Genomic DNA, 13738 nt, shown 5'->3' with positions numbered 1-13738 from the left:
CCTTTCTCTGCCGTACGGTTTCTGCAGATGAGAGAAACACCCCGTCCGCAGGGGACTGCGGACGGCTCCGGGACGGAGCCTCCCCAGCCTCGTCCTGGTCGTGCCCTCGCGCACACCATCGGAGCTTCGGGCTCCGGATCTCCTCACCGATCGGACCGTCGCCCGCCCCACACCCCCCGGGGCGCGCGGCACACCGGTCTTGGCGGCCGCCTCGGAACCACCCCCCCTGTTCCGGGGCGGCCGGCTCTTCTCCTCGCGGTGTTCGCCGTCATCACCTGGCAGGTCGTCGTCCACGGCCCCCTCGCCCGGTTCGACGAGCGCGCGAGCCGCGCCCTGGCGGGCCGTGGCCCCGCCCCCCTGACCGAACTCCTCGCCGACCTGGGCAACATGCAGGTGGCCCTCCCCGTCCTGGCCGCCGCGGCGGCCTACGCGGTGTGGCGCGGCCGCCGCGCCCAGGCGCTGTACGCGGCCCTCGCCATGGCGCTCGTACCCGCCCTGGTCGTACCGCTGAAACTGCTCGTGGACCGGGTCGGCCCGCTCACCTCCGAGACCGGCTACTACCCCTCCGGGCACACGGCGACGGCCCTGGTGGCGTACTGCGGCGCGGCGCTGCTGGTGCACCGGCGCCTGATGCCCCTCGCGGTCCTGCTGACGGCGGCGACGGGCATCGGGCTCGTGCTGCGCGGCTACCACTGGCCGCTGGACGTGGTGGCCAGTGTGTGCCTGTTCGGCGCCGGCGCTCTCCCTGTGCGCCGCGGACGGGGTCAGGGCTCCTGACGCCGCGCCAGGTGCGCCGCCGCCTCGTGCATCGCCAGCTCCAGCAGCGCCGGGTCGGTCAGCGTGCCCCTGCCGTCGGGCAGCACCAGCCAGCGCGCCGCGCCCGTCACCCGGCCCGGGTACGGCACGACGATCCAGGTGCCGCGGCCGGCGGCCCGCATCCCGGTGCCGACCCACCGCGCGGCGGTGCCCACGGGCACGAAGAAGCCCAGGCGCGCGTCGCCGAAGTCGGCGAGCACCGGGCCCGGGCGGTCGACGAGCCGGCACAGGACGTCGAGTGTGGCGTGGCCGAGCTCGGCCGGGGTGATCAGCACGTCCCAGCGCCGGCCGGCGGGCAGGAGCGCGACCCCGAGGGGGTTGCGCTCCCACTCCCACCGGCAGGCGTCGGGATCCGGCGCCACCGCCGCCAGCCACTCCACCGCGGCCTTGGCCCCCGAACCAGTCATCGCCCGCTGCCTCCATGTCCGTGTCTGTGACTGCCCCGGCGGGCAGTGCGTTCACACGGGGAGACAGGGGTCCGCGTGGATCATTACGCGACTGGGAGACCGGCGTGGTGGTGAACCGGGTCGCCGGGGGCGCGCCGCGGGCGCATTCGGCTCAACCGCCGAAACCGAGCCGGGCGTCCGGCTCAACTGTCGAAGCCGAGCCCTAGCCGGTCCATCGCCTTGAGCCAGAGGTTGCGGCGGCCCCCGTTGGCGTCGGCCCGCGCCAGGGACCACTTGGTCAGCCCGATGCCCGCCCAGGCGATCGGCTCCGGCGGGAACGGGAGCGGCTTGGTGCGCACCATCTCCAGCTCCGTACGCTCGGTCCGCTCACCCGACAGCAGGTCGAGCATCACGTCCGCCCCGAAGCGGGTCGCGCCGACGCCCAGGCCCGTGAAGCCGGCCGCGTACGCGACCCGTCCCGCGTGCGCCGTGCCGAAGAACGCCGAGAAGCGGGAGCAGGTGTCGATGGCACCGCCCCAGGCGTGGCTGAACCGGACACCCTCCAACTGCGGGAAGCAGCGGAAGAAGTGCTCGGCGAGCTTGAGGTAGGTCTCGGGACGGTGATCGTGTTCCGCGCGGACGCGCCCCCCGAACGGGTAGACGGCGTCGTAACCGCCCCACAGGACGCGGTTGTCGGCGGAGAGCCGGAAGTAGTGGAACTGGTTCGCGCTGTCTCCCAGGCCCTGACGGTTCTTCCAGCCGATGGACTGGAGCTGTTCGTCCGTCAGCGGCTCGGTCATCAGCGCGTAGTCGTACACGGGGACCGTGTACGCGCGCACGCGCTTGACGAGCGAGGGGAAGACGTTGGTGCCGAGCGCGACCTGCCGGGCGAAGACCCGCCCGTAGGGCGTGCGTACGGCCATCCCGGCACCCGCGCGGGCGAGTTCCAGGCCCCGGGTGTTCTCGTAGACGCGTACGCCGAGGCCGGCGCAGGCCCGCTTGAGGCCCCACGCCAGTCGGGCCGGATGCAGCATGGCGACGCCACGCCGGTCCCACAGCCCGCCCAGGAAGGTGGGCGAGTTCACCTCGGCGCGCACGGCGTCCCGGTCGAGGAGCTCCAGGTGGCCGGCGAGGCCGAGCCGGTCGGCCTCCTCGTACATCCCGGTCAGCTCGGCCACCTGGTGGGGCTCGGTGGCGACGTCGATCTCGCCGGTGCGCTCGAAGTCGCAGTCGATGCCGTACGCGGTGACGGCGGCCTCGATCGCGTCGAGGTTCTTCTCCCCCAGCTCTTCGAGGGTGGCGAGCTCGTCCGGCCAGCGGGCGAGGCCGTTGCCGAAGCCGTGGGTGAGGGAGGCGGCGCAGAAGCCGCCGTTGCGGCCGGAGGCGGCCCAGCCCGCCTCCCGGCCCTCGATGAGGACGACGTCCCGCGCGGGGTCCCGCTCCTTGGCGAGGAGCGCGGTCCACAGGCCGCTGTAGCCGCCTCCGACGACAAGCAGGTCGCAGTGCTCGGTGCCGGTGAGGGCGGGCAGCGCGGCGGGCTTGCCGGGGTCTTCCAGCCAGAAGGGGACGGGCTGGGCGTCCGAGAGTGATTGTGCAGCAGTACGCATGGCAACTGGGGCCATGGTTTCCAACTCCCTCAGGAACTCATGAGACTTCGGTGCGCTTGCGCCGGCCGGCCGCGACCTGTCCGGCGACGACCACCAGGACCGCGATGACGAACATCGCCGTGCCGATGACGTTGATCTGTACGGGCGTGCCGCGCTGCGCCGAGCCCCACACGAACATGGGGAACGTCACGGTGGAGCCCGCGTTGAAGTTGGTGATGATGAAGTCGTCGAACGACAGCGCGAAGGCGAGCAGGGCGCCCGCCGCGATGCCGGGCGCCGCGATGGGCAGGGTGACCCGCAGGAAGGTCTGCACGGGTCCCGCGTACAGGTCCCTGGCGGCCTCCTCCAGGCGCGGGTCCATGGACATCACCCGTGCCTTGACGGCCACCACGACGAAGCTCAGGCAGAACATGATGTGCGCGATGAGGACCGTCCAGAAGCCCAGCTCGGCACCCATGTTGAGGAACAGCGTGAGCAGCGAGGCGGCCATGACGACCTCGGGCATGGACATCGGCAGGAAGATCAGCGAGTTGACCGCGCCGCGCGCCCGGAAGCGGTAGCGGACCAGCGCGAAGGCGATCATGGTGCCCAGGAGGGTGGCGCCGAGGGTCGCCCAGGCGGCGATCTGGAGCGACAGCGTGAGCGAGCCGCACAGGTCGGCGACGCCGCAGGGGTCCCGCCAGGCGTCGGTGGAGAACTCCCGCCAGGAGTAGTTGAAGCGCCCCGCCGGCTTGTTGAACGAGAACACCATCACGATGACGTTCGGCAGGATCATGTAGGCGAGGGTCAGCAGACCCGCGATGACGACGAGGTTCTTGCGGAGCCAGCGCATCAGACCAGGTCCTCCGTTCCGGCCCGGCGGATGTAGACGGTGACCATGATCAGCACGATGGCCATCAGGATGAAGGACAGCGCGGCCGCCGTCGGGTAGTCCAGCACCCGGAGGAACTGCGACTGGATGACGTTGCCGACCATCTTGGTGTCGGTCGAGCCGAGCAGCTCGGCGTTGACGTAGTCGCCGCTCGCCGGGATGAAGGTGAGCAGCGTCCCGGAGACCACGCCGGGCATGGACAGCGGGAAGGTCACCTTGCGGAAGGTGGTGGCGGGCGACGCGTACAGGTCCTTGGCCGCCTCGTGCAGCCGCCCGTCGATCCGCTCCAGGGAGGTGTAGAGCGGCAGGATCATGAACGGCAGGAAGTTGTACGTGAGGCCGCAGACCACCGCCATGGGCGTGGCCAGGACTCGGTCACCCTGGGTCCAGCCCAGCCAGTTGGTGACGTCCAGGACGTGCAGGGCGTCCAGGGCGCCGACGACGGCGCCGCCGTCCGCCAGGATCGTCTTCCAGGCGAGCGTACGGATGAGGAAGCTGGTGAAGAACGGCGCGATGACCAGGACCAGGAGCAGGTTGCGCCAGCGGCCCGCCTTGAAGGCGATGAGGTACGCGAGCGGGTAGCCGAGCAGCAGGCACAGGAAGGTCGCGGTGCCGGCGTACATCAGGGACCGGACGAACTGCGGCCAGTACTCGGTGAAGGCCTCCCAGTAGGTCTGGAAGTGCCAGGTGACCTCGAAGCCCCGCTCCAGGGAGCCGGTCTGGACGGAGGTGGACGCCTGGTAGACCATCGGCAGCGCGAAGAAGACGAGCAGCCAGAGGATGCCGGGCAGGAGCAGCCAGTAGGGGACGAGCCGCTTGCGCGTGGCCGTCTTGCGTACGACGGCGGGTGGCGCTTCGGACGCGGGCGGTGCTTCGGTGATCGTCACGCTCCGTCCTCCACCTTTTCCACGCCCGCGTCGATGTCCTGGGCGGCGTCCAGGCCGAAGGTGTGCGCCGGGTTCCAGTGCAGGACGACCTCGGCGCCGGGGACCAGCCGGGAGTCCCGCTCGACGTTCTGCTCGTACACCTGGAGGCCGCTGCCGGCCGGGCTGTCCACGACGTACTGCGTGGAGACACCGATGAAGGAGGTGTCGACGATCCGGCCGGTGACCTTGTTGCGCCCGGTGGCGATCGCGCCCGCGTCGTCGGCGTGAGCGAGCGTGATCTTCTCCGGGCGGATGCCGACCAGCAGTCGGCCGCCGGTCGAGGTGGGGGCGGAGCACCGGTCGGCGGGCAGCCGCAGTTTGCCGTCGCCGGCGGTCACCACGACGTCGGCGCCCGCCTCGACGACCTCGGCCTCGATGAGGTTGGACGTACCGAGGAAGTTGGCGACGAACGTGGTGCGCGGGTTCTCGTAGAGGTCGGCGGGCGCGCCGAGCTGTTCGACCCGGCCGCCGTTCATCACCGCGACCGTGTCGGCCATGGTCATGGCCTCCTCCTGGTCGTGGGTGACGTGGACGAAGGTGATGCCGACCTCGGTCTGGATGCGCTTGAGTTCGAGCTGCATCTGGCGGCGCAGCTTGAGGTCGAGGGCGCCGAGCGGCTCGTCGAGGAGGAGCACCTGGGGGTGGTTGATGAGCGCGCGGGCGACGGCGACGCGCTGCTGCTGGCCGCCGGAGAGCTGGTGCGGCTTGTGCCGGGCCTTGTCGCCGAGCTGGACGAGGTCGAGCATCTCGTCGACCTGCTTCTTCACGGACTTGACGCCCCGGCGGCGCAGCCCGAAGGCGACGTTCTCGTAGATGCTCAGGTGCGGGAAGAGCGCGTAGCTCTGGAAGACGGTGTTGACGGGCCGCTTGTAGGGGGGCAGGTCGGTGACGTCCTTGTCGCCGAGGAAGACGGTGCCCGTGGTGGGCTCCTCCAGGCCGGCGATCATGCGCAGCGTGGTGGTCTTGCCGCAGCCCGAGGCACCGAGGAGGGCGAAGAACGAGCCCTGCGGGACGGTCAGGTCGAGGGGGTGGACGGCGGTGAAGGAGCCGTACGTCTTGCTGATGCCGGACAGGCGGACGTCGCCGCCGGTGTTCGTGTCAGTCATGGGTTGCGATCCCAGGGGTGTCGAGGGGCGGGCGATGGGCTCAGGCACCGATGAGCTTGGCGAACTTCTGCTCGTACGCCGTCTCTTCCGCGCTGCTGAGGGAGCGGAAGGCACGGGACTTCGCGGCCATCGCCTTGTCCGGGAGGATCAGGGTGTTCGACGCCAGGGCGGGGTCGATCCTGGCCAGTTCCTCGCGTACGCCCTCGACCGGGCAGACGTAGTTGATGTACGCGGCGAGGCGGGCGGCGTTCGGAAGCTCGTAGTAGTAGTCGATGAGCTTCTCGGCGTTGGTCTTGTGCCGCGCCTTGGCGGGAACCAGGAGGTTGTCGCTGGAGGTGATGTAGCCGGCGCTCGGGATCGCGAACTGGATGTCGGGGTTGTCGGCCTGGAGCTGGATGACGTCACCGGCCCAGGCGAGGCAGGCGGCGATGTCGCCCTTGTTGAGGTCGCCGGTGTAGTCGTTGCCGGTGAAGCGGCGGATCTGCTGGGTGTCGACGCCCTTCTGGAGACGGCCGAGGGCCGCGTCGAAGTCGGCGTCGGTGAACTTCCCCGGGTCCTTGCCCATGTCGATGAGCGTCATGCCGACCGAGTCGCGCATCTCGGACAGGAACGCCACCCGCCCCTTGAGCTTGGGGTCGTCGAGGAGCTGGGTGACGGAGTCGACCTTGCGGCCGCCGGTGGCCTTCTTGTTGTACGCGATGACCGTGGAGATGCCGGTCCAGGGGTACGAGTAGGCGCGGCCCGGATCCCAGTCGGGGCGGCGGAACTGCGACGACAGGTTCGCGTACGCGTTCGGGAGGTTGGCCGAATCGAGCTTCTGCGCCCACCCCAGCCGGATGATGCGGGCGGCGAGCCAGTCGGTGACGCAGATCAGGTCGCGGCCGGTGTCCTGGCCGGCGGCGAGCTGCGGCTTGATCTTGCCGAAGAACTCGACGTTGTCGTTGATGTCCTCGGTGTACTTGACCTTGATCCCGGTGCGCTTGGTGAACGCCTCCAGGGTGGGACGGTGCTTCTCGTCGTCGCTGATGTCGATGTACTGGGTCCAGTTGGAGAAGGTGAGCTGCTTCTCCTTGGCCGAGAAGTCGGTGGAGGCGGGACCATCACCCTCCCGCTTGGCGGGCGGGATTCCACAGGCGCCCAGACCGGCGACGCCGCCGATCGTGAGCGCGCCGACACCCGTGGCGCGCAGCATGGAACGGCGGGTGAGGGCTCCCCTGCCGTTCGTGAGGCTGCGCCGCATCGCGGCGAGTTGTGCCGCGGAGAGGTCGGGCTCGTACTGCTCCATGCGCTGTGCCTTTCGGTGTGGGCCGTCGTGGGCTATCGGTCCCCGAAGATGGTCCGGTGCCAGTCCTTCCTGGCGACCGCCGTGTTGTCGTACATCACGTGCTTGACCTGCGTGTACTCCTCGAAGGAGTACGTTGACATGTCCTTTCCGAAGCCGGATGCCTTGTAGCCCCCGTGCGGCATCTCGCTGATGATCGGGATGTGGTCGTTGACCCAGACGCAACCCGCCTTGATCTCGCGGGTCGCCCGGCCGGCGCGGTAGACGTCGCGGGTCCAGGCGGACGCGGCCAGGCCGTAGGGCGTGTCATTGGCCAGCCGGATGCCCTCGTCATCACCGTCGAAAGGCAGCACGACCAGCACCGGCCCGAAGATCTCCGCCTGGACGATCTCGCTGTCCTGGGCGGCGCCGGTGATGAGGGTGGGCCTGTAGTAGGCGCCGCCATTGTTGGGCGCGACGCCGCCGGTGACGACGGTGGCGTACGCCCGGGCGCGGTCGACGAAGGCGGCGACGCGGTCGCGCTGGGCGTGGCTGATGAGCGGCCCGAGGTCGGTGCTCTCCTCGAAGGGGTCACCCAGGCGCACGCTCGCCATCAGGTCGGCGACCTGCTCCACGAACGCGTCGTACAGCGGCCGTTGGACGTACGCGCGCGTGGCGGCGGTGCAGTCCTGGCCGGTGTTGATGAGCGCGCCGGCGACGGCGCCGTGGACGGCGGCCTCCAGATCGGCGTCGTCGAAGACGACGAAGGGTGCCTTGCCGCCGAGTTCGAGGTGGAGCCGCTTGACGGTGGCGGTGGCGATCTCGGCGACGCGCTTGCCGACGGCGGTGGACCCGGTGAACGACGTCATCGCGACATCCGGATGCCCCACCAGATGCTCCCCCGCTTCCCGCCCGGCCCCGGTGACGATGTTGACGACACCGTCGGGGATGCCGGCGTCGGTGGCCGCCTGGGCGAACATCAGCGAGGTGAGCGGGGTCAGTTCGGCCGGCTTCAGCACGACCGTATTACCGGCGGCGATGGCCGGGAGGACCTTCCACGCGGCCATCTGCAACGGATAGTTCCAGGGCGCGATCGACCCGACGACACCGATGGGCTCCCGCCGCACGTACGACGTGTGGTCGCCGCTGTACTCACCGGCCGACTGGCCCTGCAGATGACGGGCGGCGCCCGCGAAGAAGGCGGTGTTGTCGACCGTGCCGGGCACGTCGAACTCGCGCGTCAGCTTGATGGGCTTGCCGCACTGGAGGGACTCCGCCTGGGCGAACTCCTCGGCCCGCTCGGCCAGTCGGGCGGCGAACCGGTGCATCGCGTCGGACCGTTCGCCCGGTGTCGCGCCCGCCCAACCGGGCAGCGCGTCACGGGCGGCGGCGACGGCGGCGTCCACGTCGGCGGTGCCGGCGAGTTCGTACGTGAGCACGTCCCCGCCGGTCGCCGGGTCGACGACGGTGTGTTCGCGCCCCGAGGTGCCGGGCCGCAGCCGCCCGCCGATGTACTGCGCCCCGGCCGCGAAGCGGTCGAGTTCCTGGAAGCGGTTGCCCATGACGCTCTCCGTTGTCCCGGCTCGAATTGAGTGCCGATCCTGACAGAGGTATCCCTACCCAACAAGGGATTCCGTTGTTGCCTTTTGGTTACGCGACGGATTCGGTCGACCATGTGTCGGGCGGGCGCGGGAATCTCGGTACGGAGTGTCAGTGGCGACTGCCAGACTGGCGTGCATGGAGAAGATCCACGAGCTGATCGAGCAGGTCAGCAGGGGTGAGCGCGTCAAGTTTCTGCACTTCTGGGGGCACACGCCGAAGCGGGACGGGACGCTCGGGGCGAGCTGTCTGAGCCAGTGGTGGCCGTCGCCGTTCACGGTCGACGGCGTGGAGTACGCGACGGCCGAGCACTGGATGATGGCGTCGAAGGCCCGCCTCTTCGGCGACGCGGACGCCGAGCGCCAGGCCGTCGAGGCGCCGAACCCGGCGCTCGCGAAGAAGGCGGGCCGGCTGGTGCGCGGCTTCGACGAGGCGATATGGAAGCGGGAGCGGTTCGGCATCGTGGTCGCGGGCAGCGAGCACAAGTTCGCCGCGGACCCGGGGCTGCGGGCGTTCCTGCTGTCGACGGGCGACCGCGTCCTGGTGGAGGCGAGCCCCGTGGACCGCGTCTGGGGCATCGGCCTCGCCGCCGACGACGAGCGCGCCCACGACCCGGCCCGCTGGCGCGGCCTGAACCTGCTGGGCTTCGCGCTGATGGAGGCCCGCGCGAAGCTACGAGCGACGGGCTGACCGGCCCCTGCCCCGCACCCGGCATCCGGCCGGGCTGACCGCCCGACCCACCGGCCCGCACCCGGGGTCACCGGGACCAGGCACCGCCCCAGGGGGCACCGGGCAAAGGCACCGCCCCGTCCCGTTGTGCCCACCCGTCCCGCCCTGCGGGACGATTGCCCACAACGGGTGGGGCTCAGAAGGGGACCCCTCGGGGCGGACGTCAGCGTGACGTCGTGATCACCAGCGACGTGGCGAAGGGGTCCTCGCTGCTGTCTTCCTCGTAGACGTCACCCTGCCGAGTCACGATCGACCAGATCATGAAGGCCAGGAACGCGCCGCTGATCACGATCCCCACCGCGCCGAGGATGATGCCGGCCAGCGCCATGCCGTGGTTGTTGGCCTCGCCCCGCTGGGCCTTCTTGCGGCCGATGATGCCGAAGATCAGGGCCAGGACGCCCAGGATGACGCCCAGGCCCCACAGGCAGAAGACGACCACCGCGATGATGCCGAGGACGAGAGCCGTGATGCCCATGCCGTTGGCCGGGGCCGGCTGCCAGCCGGGCTGGCCGTAGGGGCTGTAGCCGGCGTGACCGCCGTAGCCCGGGTAGCCGGGGTAGCCGTACGCACCGGTGGCCGGCGTGGGGGCCGGGTAGCCGTACGGGCCGGGCGGGGGCTGGGCGGGGCCGCCCGGGGCTATCGGGGGCGGCGGGAGTTCGCCGGGTATGGACGTCATCGTCGGCTGTTCGTGGACGCCCGGCGGGGACGACGGCGGCTGGAACGGCGACGGTTCGGCCCGGTCCCGGGGCGTCCTGCTCTCGGGCGGAGCCCACGGATCGGTCGGATCACTCTGCTCTGACATGGGCCTCCCCCATCGTGTCCGGTCATGCTAACGGCCGCCCTACGATGATCCCTGACCAGCCCGGCGAACCACGAACCGCACACGGAGGACCCCGATGACCGATCTGCACCCCTTCATCGCGGGGCTGCCCAAGGCGGAGCTGCACGTCCACCACGTCGGCTCGGCCTCGCCCCGGATCGTCGCCGAGCTGGCCGCCCGCCACCCCGACTCGAAGGTCCCCACCGACCCCGAGGCGCTCGTCGACTACTTCGTCTTCACCGACTTCGCCCACTTCATCGAGGTGTACCTGTCGGTCGTCGACCTCATCCGCACCCCGGAGGACGTCCGGCTGCTGACGTACGAGGTCGCCCGCGACATGGCCCGGCAGAACATCCGGTACGCGGAGCTGACCGTCACGCCGTTCAGCTCCACCCGGCGCGGCATCGACGAGAAGGCGTTCATGGCCGCCATCGAGGACGCCCGCACCGCCGCCGAGACCGAGCTCGGCGTCATCCTGCGCTGGTGCTTCGACATCCCCGGCGAGGCCGGTCTGGAGGCGGCCGAGGAGACGGCCCGGCTCGCGGTGGACCTGCGGCCCGAGGGCCTGGTGTCGTTCGGGCTCGGCGGCCCCGAGATCGGCGTACCGCGCCCGCAGTTCAAGCCGTACTTCGACCGGGCCATCGCCGCCGGGCTCCACTCCGTGCCGCACGCCGGCGAGACGACCGGCCCGCAGACCGTCTGGGACGCCCTGACCGAGCTGCGCGCCGAGCGCATCGGCCACGGCACCAGCTCCGTCCAGGACCCCGAGCTGCTGGCGCACCTCGCCGAGCACCGCATCGCGCTGGAGGTGTGCCCGACCTCCAACATCGCCACGCGAGCCGTCGCGAACATCGACGAGCACCCCATCAAGGAGATGGTGGACGCCGGGGTGCTGGTCACCATCAACTCCGACGACCCGCCGATGTTCGGCACCGACCTCAACACGGAGTACGGCGTCGCCGCCCGCCTCCTGGGCCTGGACGAGCGGGGCGTCGCCGCGCTCGCCAGGAACGCCGTGGAGGCGTCGTTCCTCGACCCGGCCGGCAAGGCGAGGATCGCCGCCGAGATCGACAGCTACACCAACGAGTGGCTCGCGCGGTAGCCGTGATGCGTACCGTCACCGTCGTCGCCCACCGGGGCGATCCGTACCGCGTCCGTGAGAACACGCTCGCGTCGCTCCGCTCGGCGGTCGCGCGCGGGGCGGACGCGGTGGAGATCGACGTACGGCTCACCCGCGACGGCGTCCCGGTGCTCCTCCACGACGAGTCGCTGGGGCGCCTGTGGGGCGTGGACCGGCCGCTCGCCCACGTCACGCTGGACGAGCTGCGCGAGCTGACCGGCGCGGAGGGCGTGCCCACCCTGGCCGAGGCGCTGGACGCGCTCGACGGCCACCGGGTGATGGTCGACCTGCCGGGCGCCACGGAGCGGTCGGTGCGCACCATCGTGGGCACCGTCCACGAGTGCGGCGCGGCCGACCGCGCGTACTACTGCTCCAGTGCCGCCGCCATGCTGCTGGTCCGGGCGGCCGACCCGGGCGCCGAGATCGCCCTGACGTGGACGACTCTCGCCCCGCCGCGCCCGGTGCTGCTGGAGGCGGTGGCGCCGCGCTGGCTCAACTACCGCTTCGGGCTGGTCAGTCGGGCGCTCGCCGACCGGGTCCACCGGGACGGGCTGCTCGTCTCCGCCTGGACGGCCGACACGCGCCGCACCATGCGCAGGCTGATCGCCGACGGGGTGGACTCGATCACCACCAACCGCGTGGACACGCTGAGCGCCGTACTGAAGGGAAGCCGCACGTGACCCCGGACAGCACAGGCAGGATCCGCACCGACATCGCGCACAACGCCCGCGTCTGGAACTACTGGCTCGGCGGCAAGGACAACTACCCCGTCGACCGTGCGGTCGGCGACGAGATCGTCGCCATGTACCCGAGCATCGGCGAAGTCGCCCGCGCCGACCGGGCGTTCCTCGGCCGGGCCGTGACCTACCTGGCCGGTGAGGCGGGCGTCCGGCAGTTCCTGGACATCGGCACGGGCCTGCCGACCGCCGACAACACCCACGAGGTCGCCCAGCGCGTCGCGCCCGACGCGCGGGTGGTGTACGTCGACAACGACCCGATCGTCCTCACCCACGCCCGCGCGCTGCTCACCGGCTCCCCCGAGGGCGTGACCGAGTACATCGACGCGGACGCGCACCGGCCGGAACGGATCCTGGAGGCGGTCCGGCCGGTCCTGGACCTGGACCGGCCGGTCGCGGTGATGATGCTCGGCATCCTGAACTTCGTCCTGGACACGGACGAGGCCCGTTCGATCGTCCGGACACTGATGGCTGCGGTGCCGTCCGGCAGTCACCTGGTGCTGACCCACCCGACGCTGGAGCTGGGCGGCGAGGGCAACGCGGAGGCGATGGAGTTCTGGAACAGGAACGCCACCCCGCCGATCACCGCCCGCAGCCGCGCCGAGTTCGCGTCGTTCCTGGACGGTCTCGAGGTCCTGGCGCCGGGCATCGTGTCGTGCGCGAGCTGGCGTTTCGCGGCGGCGACGGAGGTGGCGCAATTCGGCGCGGTCGCCCGCAAGCCGTGATCGGCCACGGCTACCAGGTCTTCCCGATGCCGGACGGCACGAAGGAGCTGCGGGACGTGACGGTGTGGGGCGTCACGGGCGGCTGGGCGGCCGGCGACATCGTCTCGACGACCGCCGATCTGGAGCGGTTCCTGCTGGCGCTGTTCCGGGGGCGGGTGGTGCGCGGCCCGCTGCTGAAGGAGATGTTCACCGTTCCGGCGGGTGTGCCCGGGGCGACCATGAGCGCGGGGTTGCAGCGCTACGTGGCGGAGGACGGCCGCGTGCTGTGGCTGAAGACGGGCGGCCGGTGGGGCTACAACGCGCTGATCGCGGCCACCGAGGACCTCTCCCGCACCCTGGTGTACTCCGTGAACTCGACGGACGCGAAGGGCAGGGGCATGAACCCGGTGGCCGAGCGGATCATACGAGCAGCGTTCGAGCGCTGACGGGCTCGGTGAGCGCCTCCAGGCGCTTGATCATGCGGCGTACGACCAGCAGCGGGATCACTCCGAAGACCCCGAAGGACATGTCGATCACCGACCACCAGAAGGGGATGTCCCGGATCGGGCCGCAGATCAACGCGAGCGGGATGATCCCGGCGCAGGCGATCATGCCGAAGTCGATGACCCAGATGTTGCGGACGGGGTCGCGGTAGGGCCCGTAGAAGGCGACGGCGATGACGAGGTGCGCGAAGGCGAGCCAGTCGGTCCCGTACAGCAGGAACGGGTACTGCTCGTCGGCGGTGTCGAGGCCGGTGCGTACGCGCTCGATCCACTCCTGGAGGCCGGGGAACGCGTCGGCGACGGGCGACGCCCAACCGTTGAGGGCGTCCTCGGCGAGGTGCAGTTCGGTGACGAGCGGGAAGGCCGTGGCTCCGCTCAGCACCAGACAGACGATGAAAACCACCAACCACACACGTATACGCCGCAGTAGGGCGCGGGTCTCGCTCATGTCCGCAGCGTACGCCGGGGTTTACGCGCGCTTTACCGGGGCCCGGAGGCGTCCGTGCCTACCGGTGTGCGGCAGGATGGTGGCGTCTGCGCCCTGCGCCGGGGA

At 70.8% G+C, this 13738-nt stretch carries 14 protein-coding genes and 1 pseudogene; 6 read left to right on the top strand and 9 right to left on the bottom strand.

Annotation, left to right across the window (positions count from 1 at the left end; all coding sequences use genetic code 11):
- Nucleotides 1-27: 27 nt before the first annotated feature.
- Entirely contained in the window at nt 28-777 is a 750-nt protein-coding gene (locus AB0J57_RS31525; RefSeq protein ID WP_366131775.1) for a phosphatase PAP2 family protein, read from the top strand.
- On the opposite strand, the gene AB0J57_RS31520 is transcribed toward AB0J57_RS31525, so the two are convergent.
- The 7 genes from AB0J57_RS31520 to AB0J57_RS31490 all read right to left on the bottom strand — a co-directional run bounded on the left by AB0J57_RS31520 (nt 765) and on the right by AB0J57_RS31490 (nt 8535).
- A complete protein-coding gene (locus tag AB0J57_RS31520) occupies nt 765-1223 on the bottom strand; it encodes a hypothetical protein (protein ID WP_366131774.1) in 459 nt (152 codons plus the stop codon). The genes AB0J57_RS31525 and AB0J57_RS31520 overlap by 13 nt on opposite strands.
- A 182-nt stretch (nt 1224-1405) precedes the next feature.
- Complete coding sequence (locus tag AB0J57_RS31515) at nt 1406-2824, bottom strand: FAD-dependent oxidoreductase (RefSeq protein ID WP_366131773.1); 1419 nt, start codon at nt 2822-2824, stop codon at nt 1406-1408.
- Nucleotides 2825-2846: 22 nt separating this feature from the next.
- Nucleotides 2847-3641 (bottom strand): ABC transporter permease, encoded by a 795-nt coding sequence (locus AB0J57_RS31510; RefSeq protein ID WP_366131772.1) that lies wholly within the window; start codon nt 3639-3641, stop codon nt 2847-2849.
- Nucleotides 3641-4567, bottom strand: coding sequence for an ABC transporter permease (locus AB0J57_RS31505; protein ID WP_366131771.1), 927 nt, complete (start codon nt 4565-4567; stop codon nt 3641-3643). Before AB0J57_RS31505 ends, AB0J57_RS31510 begins: the two co-directional genes overlap by 1 nt.
- Complete coding sequence (locus tag AB0J57_RS31500) at nt 4564-5712, bottom strand: ABC transporter ATP-binding protein (protein ID WP_366131770.1); 1149 nt, start codon at nt 5710-5712, stop codon at nt 4564-4566. The genes AB0J57_RS31505 and AB0J57_RS31500 overlap by 4 nt, the downstream gene beginning before the upstream one ends.
- Nucleotides 5713-5752: 40 nt before the next feature.
- Entirely contained in the window at nt 5753-6997 is a 1245-nt protein-coding gene (locus AB0J57_RS31495) for a spermidine/putrescine ABC transporter substrate-binding protein (RefSeq protein ID WP_366131768.1), read from the bottom strand.
- A 32-nt stretch (nt 6998-7029) separates the two neighbouring features.
- Nucleotides 7030-8535, bottom strand: a complete 1506-nt coding sequence (locus AB0J57_RS31490; RefSeq protein ID WP_366131767.1) for a gamma-aminobutyraldehyde dehydrogenase — start codon at nt 8533-8535, stop codon at nt 7030-7032.
- 175 nt (nt 8536-8710) lie between these two features.
- On the opposite strand from AB0J57_RS31490, the gene AB0J57_RS31485 reads away from it, so the two are divergent.
- A complete protein-coding gene (locus AB0J57_RS31485; protein ID WP_366131766.1) occupies nt 8711-9262 on the top strand; it encodes an NADAR family protein in 552 nt (183 codons plus the stop codon).
- Nucleotides 9263-9464: 202 nt separating this feature from the next.
- Here the strand turns inward: AB0J57_RS31485 and AB0J57_RS31480 are convergent, their stop codons facing one another.
- On the bottom strand, nt 9465-10103 hold the full coding sequence (locus AB0J57_RS31480) for a DUF4190 domain-containing protein (protein WP_366131765.1): 639 nt from the start codon (nt 10101-10103) through the stop codon (nt 9465-9467).
- Between the two features lie 94 nt (nt 10104-10197).
- On the opposite strand from AB0J57_RS31480, the gene AB0J57_RS31475 reads away from it, so the two are divergent.
- From AB0J57_RS31475 to AB0J57_RS31460, 4 genes and pseudogenes are all read left to right on the top strand, one after another.
- On the top strand, nt 10198-11223 hold the full coding sequence (locus AB0J57_RS31475; protein WP_366131764.1) for an adenosine deaminase: 1026 nt from the start codon (nt 10198-10200) through the stop codon (nt 11221-11223).
- A 5-nt stretch (nt 11224-11228) separates the two neighbouring features.
- Nucleotides 11229-11921 (top strand): glycerophosphodiester phosphodiesterase, encoded by a 693-nt coding sequence (locus AB0J57_RS31470; protein ID WP_366131763.1) that lies wholly within the window; start codon nt 11229-11231, stop codon nt 11919-11921.
- Nucleotides 11918-12703, top strand: a complete 786-nt coding sequence (locus AB0J57_RS31465; RefSeq protein WP_366131762.1) for an SAM-dependent methyltransferase — start codon at nt 11918-11920, stop codon at nt 12701-12703. Before AB0J57_RS31470 ends, AB0J57_RS31465 begins: the two co-directional genes overlap by 4 nt.
- Nucleotides 12704-12708: 5 nt before the next feature.
- Nucleotides 12709-13128 (top strand): annotated as a pseudogene (locus AB0J57_RS31460) (serine hydrolase); the annotation flags it as partial.
- On the opposite strand, the gene AB0J57_RS31455 reads toward AB0J57_RS31460, so the two are convergent.
- Complete coding sequence (locus tag AB0J57_RS31455; protein ID WP_366131761.1) at nt 13103-13633, bottom strand: hypothetical protein; 531 nt, start codon at nt 13631-13633, stop codon at nt 13103-13105. The pseudogene AB0J57_RS31460 and the gene AB0J57_RS31455 overlap by 26 nt on opposite strands.
- Between the last annotated feature and the right edge of the window lie 105 nt (nt 13634-13738).

Origin of the sequence: Streptomyces sp. NPDC049837 (genome assembly GCF_040674455.1) — a bacterium.
Lineage (GTDB): Bacteria > Actinomycetota > Actinomycetes > Streptomycetales > Streptomycetaceae > Streptomyces.
The sequence above is the reverse complement of the archived record's forward strand: the minus strand, read 5'-3'. Positions and strand labels throughout refer to the sequence as shown.

What these genes read in the sequence shown, in the direction of transcription:
- AB0J57_RS31490 (WP_366131767.1), bottom strand. Translation starts at nt 8,535, where the DNA reads ATGGGCAACCGCTTCCAGGAACTCGACCGCTTCGCGGCCGGGGCGCAG.
- AB0J57_RS31510 (WP_366131772.1), bottom strand. Translation starts at nt 3,641, where the DNA reads ATGCGCTGGCTCCGCAAGAACCTCGTCGTCATCGCGGGTCTGCTGACC.
- AB0J57_RS31500 (WP_366131770.1), bottom strand. Translation starts at nt 5,712, where the DNA reads ATGACTGACACGAACACCGGCGGCGACGTCCGCCTGTCCGGCATCAGC.
- AB0J57_RS31485 (WP_366131766.1), top strand. Translation starts at nt 8,711, where the DNA reads ATGGAGAAGATCCACGAGCTGATCGAGCAGGTCAGCAGGGGTGAGCGC.
- AB0J57_RS31475 (WP_366131764.1), top strand. Translation starts at nt 10,198, where the DNA reads ATGACCGATCTGCACCCCTTCATCGCGGGGCTGCCCAAGGCGGAGCTG.
- AB0J57_RS31515 (WP_366131773.1), bottom strand. Translation starts at nt 2,824, where the DNA reads ATGGCCCCAGTTGCCATGCGTACTGCTGCACAATCACTCTCGGACGCC.
- AB0J57_RS31470 (WP_366131763.1), top strand. Translation starts at nt 11,229, where the DNA reads ATGCGTACCGTCACCGTCGTCGCCCACCGGGGCGATCCGTACCGCGTC.
- AB0J57_RS31480 (WP_366131765.1), bottom strand. Translation starts at nt 10,103, where the DNA reads ATGTCAGAGCAGAGTGATCCGACCGATCCGTGGGCTCCGCCCGAGAGC.
- AB0J57_RS31525 (WP_366131775.1), top strand. Translation starts at nt 28, where the DNA reads ATGAGAGAAACACCCCGTCCGCAGGGGACTGCGGACGGCTCCGGGACG.
- AB0J57_RS31495 (WP_366131768.1), bottom strand. Translation starts at nt 6,997, where the DNA reads ATGGAGCAGTACGAGCCCGACCTCTCCGCGGCACAACTCGCCGCGATG.
- AB0J57_RS31520 (WP_366131774.1), bottom strand. Translation starts at nt 1,223, where the DNA reads ATGACTGGTTCGGGGGCCAAGGCCGCGGTGGAGTGGCTGGCGGCGGTG.
- AB0J57_RS31455 (WP_366131761.1), bottom strand. Translation starts at nt 13,633, where the DNA reads ATGAGCGAGACCCGCGCCCTACTGCGGCGTATACGTGTGTGGTTGGTG.